The sequence below is a fragment of the Comamonas sp. Z1 genome (assembly GCF_008121555.1).
Taxonomy (GTDB): Bacteria; Pseudomonadota; Gammaproteobacteria; order Burkholderiales; family Burkholderiaceae_C; genus Comamonas; species Comamonas thiooxydans.
Genome location: NZ_VOQT01000003.1, coordinates 189,397 through 203,018 on the forward strand (window position 1 = coordinate 189,397; position 13,622 = coordinate 203,018).

Genomic DNA, 13,622 nt, shown 5'->3' on the forward strand with positions numbered 1-13,622 from the left:
GCTATTTCACCTTGGCCAGCTCTTCGCCAAACGGCTCCAGCATCTCGACCAGAGCGGCCAAGTGCTGCGGATAGCGCTGCTGGGCAAATGCGGCAAAGCGTTGAAGGATGTCCAGCTGCACAGCCTGGCGGTTCAGCTCGGGATTGAGGCGCTTGAAGCTGGACATGGTCTTGTTGAAGCTGTCGCTCATGCTGGCGAGCGTTTCGGCGCGATCGCGCGGCCCCATGTCCTTGGCCTCGCGCAGCAAATCCATGGTGGCCTGGTGCTGGATGAGATAGTCCTCCAGTAGCTTGGCCGAGAGGTTCTTGAAGTTCTCATCGCCCATGGCCACGGCAGCTCGGGCGGTCTCCCAGTCATCGCCCTGCTCTGCAGCCTCCTGCTTCCAGCGGTTGCCGGTGCTGCGCGGCACACCCAGCTTCTTGCAGGCCGCCTCCATGGCCATGCGCTGAAACACATACAAGCCACGCAGCTGGGTACGTTTTTCTTTGCCGTGCGCCATTAGTTGCCCAGGCCTCCGCCACGAAAATACGTCTTGATGCCTTCGACGATCAAAGCCGTGCCCACTGCCACGGCACCGCCTGAGACCGCGCCCGCGACCGCAGCCTTCTTTTCAACTTCGCGCAGCCGTGTATCAATGGAGTTGAGCCGCTGATCCACGCGTTCATCCAGCTCTTGAATGCGTTGGTCCTGGCGATTGAGATGCGCGGTAATGCCGTCGAGCTTGCCGTCGATCTTTCCCAGCAGCATCAGTTCGTCTTTTTCGAGTGACATGGTTCCTCTGTTTTTTGTGGCGAGTCATGGGTGCAGCAGCAGCGACCGGCAGGACGCATAGGCCGCGTTAAGGGTTTCAATCTCCTCGATCACTCCTGCAAGGCGCGAAGAATTTGCTGCTGGAAGTAGCCCGTAGGCCTCGGCTGTGTCTGCTGCACCAGATTCGGTGCTGGCGGCTTGCTCACCTGCGGCGCTACAACCACCCGCCCCACTGGCAGCGAGCTGGGAGACGATGCGCACCCGCACAGGGCGCTGCTCAAGCTCACCAGTAAGGCGAGCGATTTCTTGGACTGCCTGGGCATCGGTTTTTTCCTGCTGTTGGTAAAGCTGATCCAGCCTGGCTTGGGCAGCATTGCGCTCAGCTGTCAGGCGCTCCAGCTCAGCCTTGGCGGTGCGGTTCTGGGTGGCAACGCTGCCCTGCAACTGCTGCAACTCGGTGGCTACGGCCTCAGACTTGGTCTTCAAGTGCCACATGCCCAAGGCAAGCGTCAGGCACAACAGCAAAGCCAGCGTCAGAACTCCAGGGGTGATGAATGCCAGAAAGCGCTTCATGGCTGCGCCTTCCAGGTGCCAGTGGCAAAGTCATAGTTCGCACGCAGCAAAGCCACGCCCAGCAGGCAATCAGCGCGCTCTTTTAAACGGCGGTTGTAGAGGCCCTGGACAAAGCGGTACTCCCACTCGCCCTTGGCATTGCGCTTGCCGGTCTTGGTATAGCTCCAGACAGGCGTGCCGCTTGGCGCGTGTGCCAGCGCATCGCAGGCTTCTTCGTAGCGCTTCGCATTGAGCAGGCCCATGGCTCGACTGGCGCAGGTCGACGGTTCACCGTTGTTGTGGCCATGGCTTGAGAAGGCATCCAGAACGGGCTGACTCACCGGCACCTTGATGCAGTCAAGGACCTTTGCCTGGCCCTTGGCCAGCACCTGACTGCCCACGGACAAGCATTGCTCATCGGACCAGTAATCGCCCAGCACCACCGGCACCGGGCTGGCAGCCCTGGTCAGGCCCAGGCAGGCCGTCGGCAAGCCTGCTGCCAGAGCATCTGCATAGACCACATGCTTGAATTGCGGCCTGCCATCGCGCTTGGCAGGACCGTCCTCGTAGCCTGAGATATAGGTGACATACGCACCACCACCCAGCACGAGTGGGATGCCGAAGCGCAGAACCGTTTTACCGAGGGAGAGTGTGTTTGCCATGCCCTCGACTTTCGTGGGGCAAGCACAAATAAAAAAGACCAGCAAATGCTGGCCCGAAATAAATCAGTTCATATTAAGGTAACACAGGCAGTGACCTTTGCGGAAAACTATTTACCCCATATCCTTAGAATTTTTTGCTTCAGAAATACGCTGCTCCATTAATTCAAATTTTCGGTTCATTTCTGCTCTAGATTGAGCCAAGCTCAATTTCATTACTTCGATTTTTCTATGCCATTTCTCGGCTTCATTTTTCTTAATATCATCAAAGCTATCTTCGATATCATTTCTAATTTTCTTAGCATTTTCCAGGGAGCCGGAAAATTCACGATCCCATGCATCAAATGACTCCAAAAGAACGTCCCTTTGCGTCAGTGGAATAATTCTTTCGAACTTACTTCTTCGATGATAAATGTCATTAACTATATCTTGCCAAACTAACTCTGCCTCTTTCGCACCTTTAAGTAAATCCAACTTAGTCTTGTAAAGTACGCTCGCTGCAGAATCTAGTCGTGCTCGTCGCGAGTTAATGTATGAGCATGCAGAAACCCCGAGACTAATTAGGGAAATTACAACAGGATCTAACATCATATATTTGACTCGATATATTAATTTATACGGAATTCAAAAATTACCAGTGTCAGCTAATAAGGAATAACCCTTCAGATCTCCCCTCCATGCCAAACAACACGCCCCGTGATTCTTAGTCGATTCGCAGACTCTCCTTCAAGAGTCTGAACAGGGTAGTCTGGGTTGTAACTTATAACTTTTACGCCACCTGTGTTGAAGTCTCTTTGCAGCAACTTCACATAATCCTCCCCCTCCAGCTCAATGACGTATACCCCGTCATGGGCTAAAGCATTAACTGACGTGTCGACTAAAAGAATATCTCCGTCATTGATGCGATCTGACATCGAGTTGCCACGCACTCTGACGATCTTCGCGTTATTGCGATTGAGTCCCTTGGATCGCAGCCAAGAGGTGCGAAACGCTAAGCGCCCCAGCACTTCCTGCTCACCATTGGTGGCCCCATTTCCTGCACTCATGCAAGCGTCCAGCACTTCGATCTGTGTGAACTCGCCATCATCTTGATAGGCATGTGTCGAACCCGCTCGACTTTCTGTACCAGCAGGTGCACTGAAGTGCTCAACCGTACGACCTGAGTGCCTCGCAGCCCGAAGTAGCTGCTTCACGGGCACTTCACCACGTTTGCGCCAAGTTCTGACCGTTTCAGGCTGAACCTCCATCAAGGCCATCCAACCTGACCCTAACGCATCTGCAATGCGGGCAACGACTTCATCTACCGTGGGCGACAGGGTGCTTTGAGGATTTTTTTGCATATAGCTATTGACTGCGTTTCGTTTTGAACCAAGAATACGGTTCAACTTGAAACGTTTCCTTTTGAACCAATAGCGTAGCAGCAAATGCATCCAGAACAAATTAAAGCTGAGATCCGTATGCGGGGAACGACACCAGCTGCCATGGCGGATCAGTTGAGTCTTTCACGCATGACCGTTAGCAATGTCATCCACGGTCGTTCAACCTCGCGACGTGTTGCTGATGCCATTGCCAACCTGATTGAGCAGCCAGTCAATCGCATCTGGCCCGGTCAATACGAACCACATCGCACGAACAAGCTGAAACGCGGGGGGCAGAAATGAAACCGCGTCTCAAGCTCACTAGGGATGGGCATCTGGTCGTACTCGTCAGTGGACGGAACCCTTGGGGAGAGATCAGTGCTCGCAAATACATTCAAGAGCACTACGGCTCGCTCCAGGGCTTCGCGCGCCGCTATCAGCTTTCGTACAACGCCGTTTGCACAGCGTTGCGCCCGATCTACCGACCCGAGCGAATGGCAGGCAAAGTTGCCGAGGTTCGTGCAGTACTAGGTCTCTCTTCGCAACCCACGGCTCAGGCCCTGCGCGTCGCACGAAAGCAGGAGCATCTCAAATGACTTGGCTCACTGCCCGAGAGATCGCGGGCCTGCCGGGCATGCCGTCCTGCGCCAAGCGCACACGCGAAAAACTTCTTCGCCTGAACATACCCAGCCGTCCCAGGGAAGGCCGAGTTGGCGGCGGTACAGAGTTTGACTGCTCGGCTCTGCCTGAAGAGACCCGCCTTGCCATCGCCACCAGCGCAATTCAAGCGGCTGGCACCAAGGTCATAGCTGCGGTGGATGCACCTGCGGTAAGAAGCTTCTTGCCTGCCGTACCCGCGACCTTGCCCAGCACCTCCACAGCTCGTGTGCCCAGCCAGGCAGAAAAAGACGTTGCCGACGCGCGTGTGCGCTTGGTCAACCTAGTGCTTGAACTGGTACCTATGCATGGCCTACGCCGCGCATGCCAGCTGCTTGCCGCACGCATCGTGACTGGAGAAGCAGGAACGGAAACGCAGAGCATCGCGCGCCAAGCCAATCAGCGCGCGCGTGGCTCCGAGGTCAGCGCCCGCTCGCTGGAGCGCTGGGTAGGCATGCATCGCAGCAATGGCTGGTTAGGACTCTTGCCTGCTGTGCCTCAGCCTGAGTCAACACCACAAGTTGATGACGATGTGGCTACAGTGCTGGGTCTGTTTCACAGCAGGGACCACCGGTTTCGCAAGCTCAGCGGCGCAGCCAAGGAAGTCACCCGAGTGCTGGGCCGCGACATCGATGAATGGCGCAAGCTGTACCACCGTGCCCGGCGCGTGCTGGACAAGCTTGGCCAGTCTGCCGAGGCCAGTGTCGCCCTTATCAAGTCTCGCCACACCGGCGCTCAGCGCGACGCCAAGCTGCCCTTTAAACGCCGCGACACATCCACACTGGCATTTGCCGATGTGTTTGTCATCGACGGTCACACCTTTAAAGCCAAGGTTCGCCACCCGGACCATGGTGCCCCTTTCGCGCCTGAGCTGACCGTGGTGCTGGATGCGGCGACCCGCCTGATCGTGGGCTGGTCGGTGAATCTGTCCGAGAACGTGATTGCTGTGGGCGATGCGCTGCGCCACGCAGTCGGCCAATACGGCATTCCAGCCATTCTTTACGGTGACAACGGCGCTGGCGAAACAGCCAAGGCCATGGACTGCCCAATCGACGGCATCTGTGCACGCCTTGGCATCGATCACCGCCTGGGCCTACCCGGCAAGCCGCAAGGTCACGGAATCATTGAGCGCAGCTGGCAGACCCACGCCATCAACGCTGCGCGCAAGTTCGGCAGCTTTCAGGGCCGCGATGTGGATGCAGGCACCTTCCGCAAGGTGGCAGCAGTCCTGGCCAAGGAACAGCGTGCCATCAAGCGCTCGGAGCAGAGCGGAGAGGTCATTGCTCTCACGCCCAAGGCTCCGACCTGGAAGCAGTTCGTGGACGGCATCGAAGTGATGGTCCACGAATACAACACGCAGCACCGCCATCGTGGTCTGCCTAAGCGCACAGACGGCAAGCATCTGACGCCGATGGAAGCGTTTGAAGCCTGCTTTGACCCAGCGCTGCAGGAGAAGCCTTCGGAGCTGGAGCTGCGCACCTTGTTCATGCCCAGCGTGATCCGCACCGCCAAGCGCGGTCAGGTGCAGTTCTTCAATCAGTTCTACCAGGCACCCGACCTGATGCGCCGCGATATCGATGGCCGTGAAGTTAGCGTGCGCTACGACATTCACAACCCGAACTTTGTGTTGGTTTACACGCTGGGCGGTGAGTTCGTCTGCGAAGCCCAGTGGGATGCCAACCGCATCGACTACTTCCCCAAGCCGGTCATTCAGATGGCCCGCGAAAGGCGCGTGGCCCAGGCCGTAAAGCGCCGGGAGCTGCAGATCGACACCGCCCTGCGCGAGCTGGGTCCAGCCATCGACACCACACCCCTTTCCCTGCCGGAGCCAAGCACCCCATTCGTGACGGTGCCCTCCTTCGTGGAGACACCCGTCTCCGCCATCAACTCTCCCTCCACGGAAGCGGTAGCGCAAGCAGCCGCTGGCAGGCCTTTCTTCAACGGACCGAGCGAGCGCTACGAGTGGCTCATGCGTAACCAAGACCAATGGACCGAAGCAGACGGCACATGGCTGCGCAACTACACGGCATCGGAGAGCTATGCAGATCTACGCGACTACTACGAGGGGCGGGGATTGGGATGGAACGACGCGGGCAATGCGCCCGGTTTGAAGAGTGCTCTGTGACGGCGGCAACCGTCACAGAGCGTGCCAGAGATTTTTTTAAGAAATACGAGCAGGAGAAATGTACTGTGAAACGAGGCTTTGTCAAAACTGAAAACTTTAAGCGCCTGTCCGAAGCCCAAAAGCTGGTGGAAAAGCGCGGTGCTCGCGAGGCAAGCCTGGTGCTGGTCCAAGGCCGATATGGCATTGGCAAGTCCGAACTGACCGAGCGCTGGGCAGCCGATAGCGGCTGGGTGTTTGTGCGCGCCAAGAGCACCTGGACCAAACGCGCCATGCTCGATGAGCTGGCCGAGCGCATGGGCCTGGCCAAGACCGGGCGCAATACCGAGGTGCAGTCGCGCATCATCGGCAAGCTGGCGGTCGAAATGGTGCCGATGATCATCGACGAGGCCGACTTCCTGGTGGGCACCACCGCGAGCCTGCTGGAGCTGATCCGTGACATCACCGACCTGACCGGCACCATGTGCTTTCTGGTCGGCATGGAACACTTCCCCATGAAGGTGGCGCGCTTCGGCCATATCGCCAGCCGCGTGGCCAAGGTGGTGGAGTTGCAGCCGATATCGCTCGCAGACGTCAAGGCCACGGTCGCCGCCAAGGCTGAAGTCGAGATTTCCGACGAGGTGCTGCCCGAGATGCTGGCCCAGGCAGAGGGCCGCATGCGACTGCTGCTCAACGCCATTGCCAACCTTGAGGCCTGGGCAGACGCCAACGGCTGGACCAAGGTCACCCTGGAGCACATCAAGGGCTTGCCACTGTGCCCCGAGTTCAACGGCAAGCCGCTGGGCCGCAAAGGGGTCAAGCCATGACGACCGCCTCGGTGAAGCCTTACGGCTGGTTTATGCCTGCCACCTTGATCGCTCTGGGTCGCTATACCGCCCACGCGGTTCAGCCCTTCACGGTGGCCGAGCTTCAGAAGATCGTGCCCGAGCTGACAGAAGGCAAGGACGCTCGCAGGGCTTGCAAGCTGCTGGAGCAGCGCAGGCTGGCCACCCCCTGCCCCACTCGGCGGTTTGCCTGGGAGCTGACCCCTGCAGGCGTACAGACCTGTAAAGCGGCTCTGTATGCATCGCTGGCAGAAGGTAAATGCAAGCCCGCGATGATGCGCCCCAACAAGCTCACGGTCGCCGATCAGATCTCTGCGCGCCTGTGGAATCTCCTGCGCATTCGCAATGTTCTGACCAGCGTCGACGCAGTGTCGGTCCTGGCCAATGCCGGCGACAACACGGTCTATTTACAGGCTGTCATCGGTCGCCTGCTCAGGGCTTGGAGCGAGGCCTGCCCCGACGCGGTTGAGGTCAGCAAGAAGCGGGTCAATGGTGCATTGCGCTATGTACTCAAGCGCGACATAGGCCCCCAAGCGCCTGCACTGACCAAGGCCAGGAAGGAGATTGCATGAAGCCCGGCTACATGAATGAGCCTTGGTTCGCAATCCTTCTGGAGCGTGTGCAGCGGCCCGAGTCCGTGCGAGCACGCATTGCTCGCCAGCTCGGCATCAGCGCAGCGGCTCTGAGCCAGGTGCTCAATGCGAGTGGATGCTACGGAAATGGCACCGCCAAGACCGACCGCATTGCAGAAAAGGTGATTCACACCTTCGGTCGCTACACCTGCCCACACCTCACGGCGGAGGCCGGTGGCGACGACCAGGTCATCACTGCAGAGCAATGCCGCGCCTTTGCCCACCGTGATGCGCCTATATCAAGCCCCCGCGACATGCAGCACTGGCAAGCCTGCCGTCAATGCAGCCACCGGGAGGCCAGCGCTCCACCAGTTCCTCGCGCTCTGCAGATCAGAGGTGGCCGCAAGGTCATCCCCATTACCCATATCCAGGAGGTCAGCCATGCATCACCTCGTTAAAGACGGCTGTCTGCCCTTGGTGATCGGCCTTGCGCTGCCCATGACCGAGGCCGACTACCACCGCCCTCCCCTGGGCTGGATCAAGCGCCGCGCCAGGCGGCTGATGCGTGCTTACAGCATCGACCGCCGCTATGCCATCGCCTGCGCCGCAGACGACTACTCCGACTTCACCCATATGCACCGCGAACGCCTGTCTCAACTGCTCAAAGGAGAACTCCAACATGCCTAAGACCACTCAACCCCAACAGCGCCCCCTGCCCGCCTGGACCATCGAGCACGCCAGCACAGCCCCCATGTCCCGCCGCGAAAAGGTGGCCCTGACGCTCTTCATCTTTGTGCTCCTCATGGCCTTGGGCTTCTTGATCGCCGCCATCACCGGCTACGCCGAGATGCGCTCCGTGTTTCCTTGAACCAGCCAATCACCACCACCAGAAAGAACGTATGAATCAGCAAATCTCTCTTCCCGAGATCCCCGCAGGCTATTGGGAAAACGCCAAGGGTGACCTAGTCCCCGAAACCAAGGTCTCCGACATCGACAAGCTGCGCGACCAGCTGGTGCGCGACCTTTGCACCCAGGCCGAAGCCAGGAGCAAGGATCTAGCCAAGTTCAAGCTGGACTCCATGGGCGACGTCACGGCCTTTGTGGAAACCAGCGTGGAGCAATACGGGGTCAAGGTTCGCGGCACCAAGGGCAACTTCACGCTCATGACGTTTGACGGCAAGTTGAAGGTCGTGCGCCAGATGCAGGACCAGATCACCTTTGGCGAGCAGCTCCAGGCAGCTAAGTCCTTGATCGACCAGTGCGTGACGCGCTGGGCCGAAGGAGCCAACGACAACATCAAAGTTCTGGTCTCCGATGCCTTCCAGGTCGACAAGCAAGGCCTGATCAACACAGGCCGCGTGCTGGGCCTGCGCCGCCTGGACATCAAGGACGAAGACTGGCAGACAGCCATGAAAGCCATCTCCGACAGCATCCAGGTCGCCAGCACCAAGCCCTACATCCGCTTCTACAAACGCAACGAAAACACCGGCGCTTATGACGCCATCAACCTGGATCTGGCTGCCGTATGACGACTACACGCTTTGCCTCTACCGCCGATGTCGCTCACTCCGTCTGTACTAGCGAGGGAGCCCAATCACTGCCCTTGGTGCAGACCACCAAGATCGTGGACTTCACCCTGCGCACGGTCATCGGTCTGAACTGCCAGAACGGCAACACCCTGGACATCAATCTCGGAAACGGCCATGTCTTGAGCTGCAGCGTCAAGAAGGCCATCGGCCCTACGGACGTTTAAAGGAGGCGATATGACCCGCTTTGTTGCTCACACTTCGTCTTTTGCTGCAAAAGATCAGCGCCGCCGTGAGCTGGGCCACATCCATCAGGGGCGCACGGCCTTGGGCTGGACGGAGGATGATTACCGCTTCCACCTGGTTGAAATCACGGGGGTGGCCAGCTCCACGGATCTGGACGCAGCGGGTCGTGCCAAGGTGCTGGCTCACATGTCCAAGCTGGGCTTCCAGCCCAAGTCCAGCAACTTCAAGCCCTTTGGTCAGCCCGAGAAAATCAAGTGGCTCTGGAAGAAGCTCGATGAAGCAGGCGGTCTGCGCGACGGCAGTCCCACCGCCCTGCTCGCCTTCGTGGGCCGCACCATCGGCACTGATGTGTCGGATGTTAAGTTTTTGCCAACAGCCCAGGCCAGCACGGTCATTGAGGCGCTGAAGTCCATGCTGGACCGGGCCAAGCGTCAGGCACAGGTGAAATGACCCAGACCTCTACAGTTCCCATCGACCTGCTGCCGCCGCTGCTGCAAGAGTTTGAGCGCCTGGTAGGTCTGCAGGCCACCATGGCGCTCGTTCAAAAATGGGGTGGGCTGCGGGTTTACTTCCCAACGCCGGAGCGCGTCACCGAAGATCACCCCTATGCCGCAGTCATTGGCGTCGAGGCGCTTTTAAAGCTGGCAGAGGAATATGGAGGCCTGCCTCATTTTCAGCTGCCAAAAGCGGAAAGAGCACTCCAGGCCGTGCGCAATGCGCGGATCGCCGCTGAATATGCGACGAACAAGACGGCTCGGGAGATCGCTGCCGAGTATGGTCTTACGGAAGGTCAGGTCGTTCGGATCGTCGCCATGCTGGGCGTAACAGCTCCACCAGACAGACGACAAAAGGCCCTCTTCTAACCCCCACCTACCCATAAAAAAGCCCAGTCTGCCAAAGACTGGGCTTTTTTTTTGAAGTCGCTCAGTTGGTCACTGTAGATAGAAACTGCTCAATCTCCAAGGCGCTGCTACGTGCCGTTCGCATGACACCAATGAGCGTGGCCGACGCAGGCCCGGTCCACTCCCCGTAGCCCACCAGCCATAAACCTGGGACGCCACGCACCTGGGTGCCTTCTACCGCGACTCTGGATTCGTTGACAACGCCAAGAGTCTCCAGAGGCAGCAACGCAGGCCTGAAGCCGGTACACCAGATGATCGCGTCGAAGGGCTTGGTGCTTCCGTCGCCCCATTGAGCCCCGTCCGCCGTGAGCTTCTCAAATGAGCCGACAGAATGCAGCACGCCGCGCTGGCGTGCGTCAAGGACGGGGGGAACCATCACGATATCGCCAAAGCCACCTGGCAGGTTCTCTGGATCTTTACCCTCCTGCAGAGCCTGCCAGCGTGCAGTGGCCCTCTCGAAGAGTACTCGCCCATCGACCTCGTCCGGTAAAAAGGCTGGTGGCTCCAGCGTGACCCAAGTCGTGGACTGCGCAACAAGCGAGACCTCTGCCAGGATCTGTGCGCCGGAGTTTCCTCCGCCGACCACCATCACCCTCTTACCTTTAAAGGGCTCAGGTGATACGTACTGAGCTGAGTGCAACTGTTGCCCCTTGAAGGACGTCAAACCCTCAACGTTGGGAACAAATGGGTTGCGCCATGTTCCCGTGGCAAATACAACGGCACGCGACTGCCAGCTTCTTGCTCCAGCATTGACCTGGAAGCCTTGCTCAGTGGATTCAATGCCTGTGACGCGAACTGGCCTCTCGATCTTGAGTTCGTAGCGTTCTTCGTACTTGCGAAGATAGTCGACCACATGGTCACGGCTTGGATACTGCTCACCTGAAGCAGGCATCGGCCATCCCGCAATGGAACTCCACGAGGCGGGAGAAAAAAGCCTCAACGAGTCCCATCCATGCTGCCAAGCCCCGCCTCCGGCTTCTTCGGCATCCAGCAGCAGGACCGACAGATTGGTGCGACGCAAGAAATACGCCACCGATAGGCCTGCTTGACCTGCCCCTACGATGATCACATCGTGAAACGACATTGTTGACCTCCTTTTTGCCTTTATTGCTGTGGACTCACACGCATGGACCACAGAGCCGCAAATGCACTGATTGCCAGCAGAGAAGACAGCCACAGAGCCTGGCTGCCCCAGTTTGCGACAGCCAGCCCGAAAAGAAACGGTGACCCGGCTTGCACGATGCGTGCAGGCACCATGAGCCAGCCTTGGCGCTGGCCATATCCTTGAGAGCCAAACACCTTGAGTGGCAGCGTGCCTATGGCAATCGTCAAGATGCCGTTACCCAGACCATGCAGGATGGCAAAAATGCTGGCTGCTGGTGCACCGGCAAGGCCCAGACAGACGGCAGCCAGCGGATGGGCAAGGATGGCCAAGCGAGCAGAAAGCAACGGGTGTGCTTTCTTGAGAAAGCTGTATTCCACCACACGACCTGCCACCTGGGCAGGCCCGACCAATGCAGCGGCAGCAATCGAAGCAGCCAAAGTTGCACCGCTGGCCTGAAGAATCTGAGGCAGGTGGGCCGCCATGGCAGTGCTGATGAACCAGGACGCCGCGAAAACGTAGGCCATCAGATAGGCCGTGCGCTTAAGACTGATGCCCACGTTGTTTCCGCCTTGAGTCTCAGCTCCAGGCGGCTTTTGTTCTTTGACCACTTCCCTCGGATTAGGCTTGGCACGCGACAACAAGGCATTGAGTGGAAGGCCCAGCAGCAGGTGCAAGGCGGCCCAGAACATGCATACGACGCGCCAGTCGTACAGTCCTTCCAGATAGCTGGAAAGCGGCCAGCCCACGGTGCTGGCAAAGCCAGCAAAAAGCGTGATTCCGGTAATGGCTGGGCGCGCATCCTGGCCATATAGGTGCACCACACTGGCAAACGCGGCTTCGTAGAGGCCGCTACCCATTGCCACGCCCATGAACGCCCACGCCACGAAGATATGCAGCGTCTGCGTGGCCTGGCTCAACATCAGCAAGCCACAGGCAAAAACCAGATTGCTGGCGAGAAGCACGGACCTTCCGCCAAGGCGATCAATCAACCGGCCCGCGATGGGGCCTACCGCTGCAGCCACAAGCAAGGCTGCCGAGAACGCGCCGAACACCAGAGAGTACGAGGTGCTTGTCGACTGACTGATTGGCTTGGCCAGCACCGCAAGCAAGTAGTACGACGAGGCCCAGGACAGGGTCTGGGCAATCCCGAGCATGACTGTGACTTGCGTGCGGTTCAGTGCCATCTGTATCGTTTAAATGCTGCGTTGATTGACCCGTTTGGACAGTTCTTCAGCGCTTTCACGGCGTTCGCTGTAGCGATCCACCAGGTAGTCCGAACAGTCTCGCGTCAGCAACGTGAACTTGACCAGCTCTTCCATCACATCCACCACTCGCTCGTAGTACGAAGAAGGCTTCATCCGGCCAGCCTCATCGAACTCCGCGAATGCCTTGGCAACGGACGACTGATTCGGGATGGTGATCATGCGCATCCAGCGACCCAGCACACGCATCTGGTTGACCGCATTGAAGGACTGCGAGCCCCCCGAGACTTGCATCACCGCCAGTGTCTTGCCTTGCGTCGGTCGCACGGCACCAGCGGACAAAGGAATCCAGTCTATCTGCGCCTTGAGGATGCTGGTCATCGCACCATGACGCTCAGGAGACGTCCAGACCATACCCTCGGACCATACAGCCAGCTCACGCAGTTCCTTGACCTTCGGGTGATCGTCAGGGGCACCATCGGGCTGCGGCAGGCCACGCGGATCGAAGATCCTGGTCTCGGCACCCATCTTGCGCAGCAGGCGCGCCGCCTCTTCGGTCAGCAGTCGGCTATAGGAGCGATCACGAACCGAGCCATACAACAGCAGAATGCGCGGCGCGTGCGTCGCACGCTGTGCAGGCAACAGGCCTTCCAGGCTGGGTTTTTCAAAGACTTGTTCGTCGAGGTTCGGTAGATCAGAGCTTGCCAATTCGATTTCCTTTCGAGTCAATGACGGCTTCCCCGTCTTCTTTGGAGAATGCGGCCTGTTGCGGCTGCGGCAGGATGTCCAGCACGGCCTCCGAGGGACGGCACAGCCGGGTTCCCATAGGGGTGACCACTATCGGACGATTGATCAGGATGGGGTGCTGGAGCATGAAATCAATCAATTGCTCATCCGTCCATTTGGGCTCGCCCAGGCCCAGCTCGTCATACGGCGTACCTTTTTGGCGCAACACATCGCGCACGGGCATGCCCATGGCTTGGATCAGGCCCACCAGGGTGGCGCGATCAGGGGGTGTCTTGAGGTACTCAATGACCTTGGGCTCTTCCCCGCTGTTGCGGATCAGGGCCAGAACATTGCGGGAGGTACCGCAAGCAGGGTTGTGGTAGATCGTGATGTCGCTCATAGCGCTAGATTCCCGTTGCAA

Annotated in this window: 21 protein-coding genes; 11 read left to right on the forward strand and 10 right to left on the reverse strand. The window is 58.6% G+C overall.

The window, feature by feature from the left end; all coding sequences use genetic code 11:
* Position 1 precedes the first annotated feature (1 nt).
* The 6 genes from FSY45_RS07505 to FSY45_RS07530 all read right to left on the reverse strand — a co-directional run bounded on the left by FSY45_RS07505 (position 2) and on the right by FSY45_RS07530 (position 3,346).
* Complete coding sequence (locus FSY45_RS07505; protein ID WP_148748004.1) at positions 2 to 499, reverse strand: DUF1804 family protein; 498 nt, start codon at positions 497 to 499, stop codon at positions 2 to 4.
* Complete coding sequence (locus FSY45_RS07510) at positions 499 to 771, reverse strand: hypothetical protein (protein ID WP_057092523.1); 273 nt, start codon at positions 769 to 771, stop codon at positions 499 to 501. Before FSY45_RS07510 ends, FSY45_RS07505 begins: the two co-directional genes overlap by 1 nt.
* Positions 772 to 795: 24 nt before the next feature.
* The gene (locus FSY45_RS07515; protein WP_148748005.1) at positions 796 to 1,323 is read right to left on the reverse strand and encodes a hypothetical protein; all 528 of its coding nucleotides are present in this window, start codon (positions 1,321 to 1,323) and stop codon (positions 796 to 798) included.
* A complete protein-coding gene (locus FSY45_RS07520; RefSeq protein WP_148748006.1) occupies positions 1,320 to 1,964 on the reverse strand; it encodes a lysozyme in 645 nt (214 codons plus the stop codon). The genes FSY45_RS07515 and FSY45_RS07520 overlap by 4 nt, the downstream gene beginning before the upstream one ends.
* A 111-nt stretch (positions 1,965 to 2,075) precedes the next feature.
* Positions 2,076 to 2,435, reverse strand: coding sequence for a hypothetical protein (locus tag FSY45_RS07525; RefSeq protein WP_148748007.1), 360 nt, complete (start codon positions 2,433 to 2,435; stop codon positions 2,076 to 2,078).
* A gap of 188 nt (positions 2,436 to 2,623) precedes the next feature.
* Entirely contained in the window at positions 2,624 to 3,346 is a 723-nt protein-coding gene (locus FSY45_RS07530) for a S24 family peptidase (RefSeq protein WP_255443232.1), read from the reverse strand.
* A gap of 39 nt (positions 3,347 to 3,385) precedes the next feature.
* Between FSY45_RS07530 and FSY45_RS07535 the strand changes: the two genes are divergently transcribed.
* The 11 genes from FSY45_RS07535 to FSY45_RS07585 all read left to right on the forward strand — a co-directional run bounded on the left by FSY45_RS07535 (position 3,386) and on the right by FSY45_RS07585 (position 10,129).
* Entirely contained in the window at positions 3,386 to 3,622 is a 237-nt protein-coding gene (locus FSY45_RS07535; RefSeq protein ID WP_080758140.1) for a helix-turn-helix domain-containing protein, read from the forward strand.
* A 289-nt stretch (positions 3,623 to 3,911) separates the two neighbouring features.
* A complete protein-coding gene (locus FSY45_RS07540; RefSeq protein WP_148748008.1) occupies positions 3,912 to 6,101 on the forward strand; it encodes a Mu transposase C-terminal domain-containing protein in 2,190 nt (729 codons plus the stop codon).
* Positions 6,102 to 6,166: 65 nt separating this feature from the next.
* Positions 6,167 to 6,904, forward strand: coding sequence for an AAA family ATPase (locus tag FSY45_RS07545; RefSeq protein ID WP_148748009.1), 738 nt, complete (start codon positions 6,167 to 6,169; stop codon positions 6,902 to 6,904).
* Positions 6,901 to 7,494: a hypothetical protein gene (locus FSY45_RS07550; protein WP_148748010.1), complete on the forward strand. Its 594-nt coding sequence runs from the start codon at positions 6,901 to 6,903 to the stop codon at positions 7,492 to 7,494. The genes FSY45_RS07545 and FSY45_RS07550 overlap by 4 nt, the downstream gene beginning before the upstream one ends.
* On the forward strand, positions 7,491 to 7,952 hold the full coding sequence (locus tag FSY45_RS07555; RefSeq protein ID WP_148748011.1) for a hypothetical protein: 462 nt from the start codon (positions 7,491 to 7,493) through the stop codon (positions 7,950 to 7,952). The genes FSY45_RS07550 and FSY45_RS07555 overlap by 4 nt, the downstream gene beginning before the upstream one ends.
* Positions 7,936 to 8,181, forward strand: coding sequence for a hypothetical protein (locus tag FSY45_RS07560; protein WP_148748012.1), 246 nt, complete (start codon positions 7,936 to 7,938; stop codon positions 8,179 to 8,181). Before FSY45_RS07555 ends, FSY45_RS07560 begins: the two co-directional genes overlap by 17 nt.
* Positions 8,174 to 8,362 carry a hypothetical protein gene (locus FSY45_RS07565; protein ID WP_148748013.1) on the forward strand — a complete coding sequence of 63 codons (189 nt, stop codon included), beginning with the start codon at positions 8,174 to 8,176 and terminating at the stop codon, positions 8,360 to 8,362. Before FSY45_RS07560 ends, FSY45_RS07565 begins: the two co-directional genes overlap by 8 nt.
* A 31-nt stretch (positions 8,363 to 8,393) precedes the next feature.
* Complete coding sequence (locus tag FSY45_RS07570; protein ID WP_222864856.1) at positions 8,394 to 9,023, forward strand: DUF3164 family protein; 630 nt, start codon at positions 8,394 to 8,396, stop codon at positions 9,021 to 9,023.
* Positions 9,020 to 9,247 (forward strand): hypothetical protein, encoded by a 228-nt coding sequence (locus tag FSY45_RS07575; RefSeq protein WP_148748014.1) that lies wholly within the window; start codon positions 9,020 to 9,022, stop codon positions 9,245 to 9,247. Before FSY45_RS07570 ends, FSY45_RS07575 begins: the two co-directional genes overlap by 4 nt.
* A gap of 10 nt (positions 9,248 to 9,257) precedes the next feature.
* Positions 9,258 to 9,716, forward strand: coding sequence for a regulatory protein GemA (locus FSY45_RS07580; RefSeq protein ID WP_148748015.1), 459 nt, complete (start codon positions 9,258 to 9,260; stop codon positions 9,714 to 9,716).
* Positions 9,713 to 10,129 carry a Mor transcription activator family protein gene (locus FSY45_RS07585; RefSeq protein ID WP_148748016.1) on the forward strand — a complete coding sequence of 139 codons (417 nt, stop codon included), beginning with the start codon at positions 9,713 to 9,715 and terminating at the stop codon, positions 10,127 to 10,129. The genes FSY45_RS07580 and FSY45_RS07585 overlap by 4 nt, the downstream gene beginning before the upstream one ends.
* A gap of 61 nt (positions 10,130 to 10,190) precedes the next feature.
* On the opposite strand, the gene FSY45_RS07590 is transcribed toward FSY45_RS07585, so the two are convergent.
* From FSY45_RS07590 to arsC, 4 genes are read right to left on the reverse strand one after another with little or no spacing between them, the layout of a single operon-like run.
* Positions 10,191 to 11,252 (reverse strand): ArsO family NAD(P)H-dependent flavin-containing monooxygenase, encoded by a 1,062-nt coding sequence (locus FSY45_RS07590; RefSeq protein ID WP_148748017.1) that lies wholly within the window; start codon positions 11,250 to 11,252, stop codon positions 10,191 to 10,193.
* A 20-nt stretch (positions 11,253 to 11,272) separates the two neighbouring features.
* Positions 11,273 to 12,457 carry an MFS transporter gene (locus tag FSY45_RS07595; protein WP_148748018.1) on the reverse strand — a complete coding sequence of 395 codons (1,185 nt, stop codon included), beginning with the start codon at positions 12,455 to 12,457 and terminating at the stop codon, positions 11,273 to 11,275.
* 9 nt (positions 12,458 to 12,466) lie between these two features.
* Positions 12,467 to 13,183, reverse strand: a complete 717-nt coding sequence (gene arsH / locus FSY45_RS07600; protein ID WP_148748019.1) for an arsenical resistance protein ArsH — start codon at positions 13,181 to 13,183, stop codon at positions 12,467 to 12,469.
* Entirely contained in the window at positions 13,170 to 13,601 is a 432-nt protein-coding gene (arsC, locus tag FSY45_RS07605; protein ID WP_148748020.1) for an arsenate reductase (glutaredoxin), read from the reverse strand. The genes arsH and arsC overlap by 14 nt, the downstream gene beginning before the upstream one ends.
* Positions 13,602 to 13,622: the final 21 nt, after the last annotated feature.

Bases quoted from the DNA above. Each gene is read 5' to 3' on its own strand.
- FSY45_RS07505 (WP_148748004.1), bottom strand. From the start codon at position 499: ATGGCGCACGGCAAAGAAAAACGTACCCAGCTGCGTGGCTTGTATGTG.
- FSY45_RS07510 (WP_057092523.1), bottom strand. From the start codon at position 771: ATGTCACTCGAAAAAGACGAACTGATGCTGCTGGGAAAGATCGACGGC.
- FSY45_RS07515 (WP_148748005.1), bottom strand. From the start codon at position 1,323: ATGAAGCGCTTTCTGGCATTCATCACCCCTGGAGTTCTGACGCTGGCT.
- FSY45_RS07520 (WP_148748006.1), bottom strand. From the start codon at position 1,964: ATGGCAAACACACTCTCCCTCGGTAAAACGGTTCTGCGCTTCGGCATC.
- FSY45_RS07535 (WP_080758140.1), top strand. From the start codon at position 3,386: ATGCATCCAGAACAAATTAAAGCTGAGATCCGTATGCGGGGAACGACA.
- FSY45_RS07540 (WP_148748008.1), top strand. From the start codon at position 3,912: ATGACTTGGCTCACTGCCCGAGAGATCGCGGGCCTGCCGGGCATGCCG.
- FSY45_RS07550 (WP_148748010.1), top strand. From the start codon at position 6,901: ATGACGACCGCCTCGGTGAAGCCTTACGGCTGGTTTATGCCTGCCACC.
- FSY45_RS07555 (WP_148748011.1), top strand. From the start codon at position 7,491: ATGAAGCCCGGCTACATGAATGAGCCTTGGTTCGCAATCCTTCTGGAG.
- FSY45_RS07560 (WP_148748012.1), top strand. From the start codon at position 7,936: ATGCATCACCTCGTTAAAGACGGCTGTCTGCCCTTGGTGATCGGCCTT.
- FSY45_RS07565 (WP_148748013.1), top strand. From the start codon at position 8,174: ATGCCTAAGACCACTCAACCCCAACAGCGCCCCCTGCCCGCCTGGACC.
- FSY45_RS07570 (WP_222864856.1), top strand. From the start codon at position 8,394: ATGAATCAGCAAATCTCTCTTCCCGAGATCCCCGCAGGCTATTGGGAA.
- FSY45_RS07575 (WP_148748014.1), top strand. From the start codon at position 9,020: ATGACGACTACACGCTTTGCCTCTACCGCCGATGTCGCTCACTCCGTC.
- FSY45_RS07580 (WP_148748015.1), top strand. From the start codon at position 9,258: ATGACCCGCTTTGTTGCTCACACTTCGTCTTTTGCTGCAAAAGATCAG.
- FSY45_RS07585 (WP_148748016.1), top strand. From the start codon at position 9,713: ATGACCCAGACCTCTACAGTTCCCATCGACCTGCTGCCGCCGCTGCTG.
- FSY45_RS07590 (WP_148748017.1), bottom strand. From the start codon at position 11,252: ATGTCGTTTCACGATGTGATCATCGTAGGGGCAGGTCAAGCAGGCCTA.
- FSY45_RS07595 (WP_148748018.1), bottom strand. From the start codon at position 12,457: ATGGCACTGAACCGCACGCAAGTCACAGTCATGCTCGGGATTGCCCAG.
- arsC (WP_148748020.1), bottom strand. From the start codon at position 13,601: ATGAGCGACATCACGATCTACCACAACCCTGCTTGCGGTACCTCCCGC.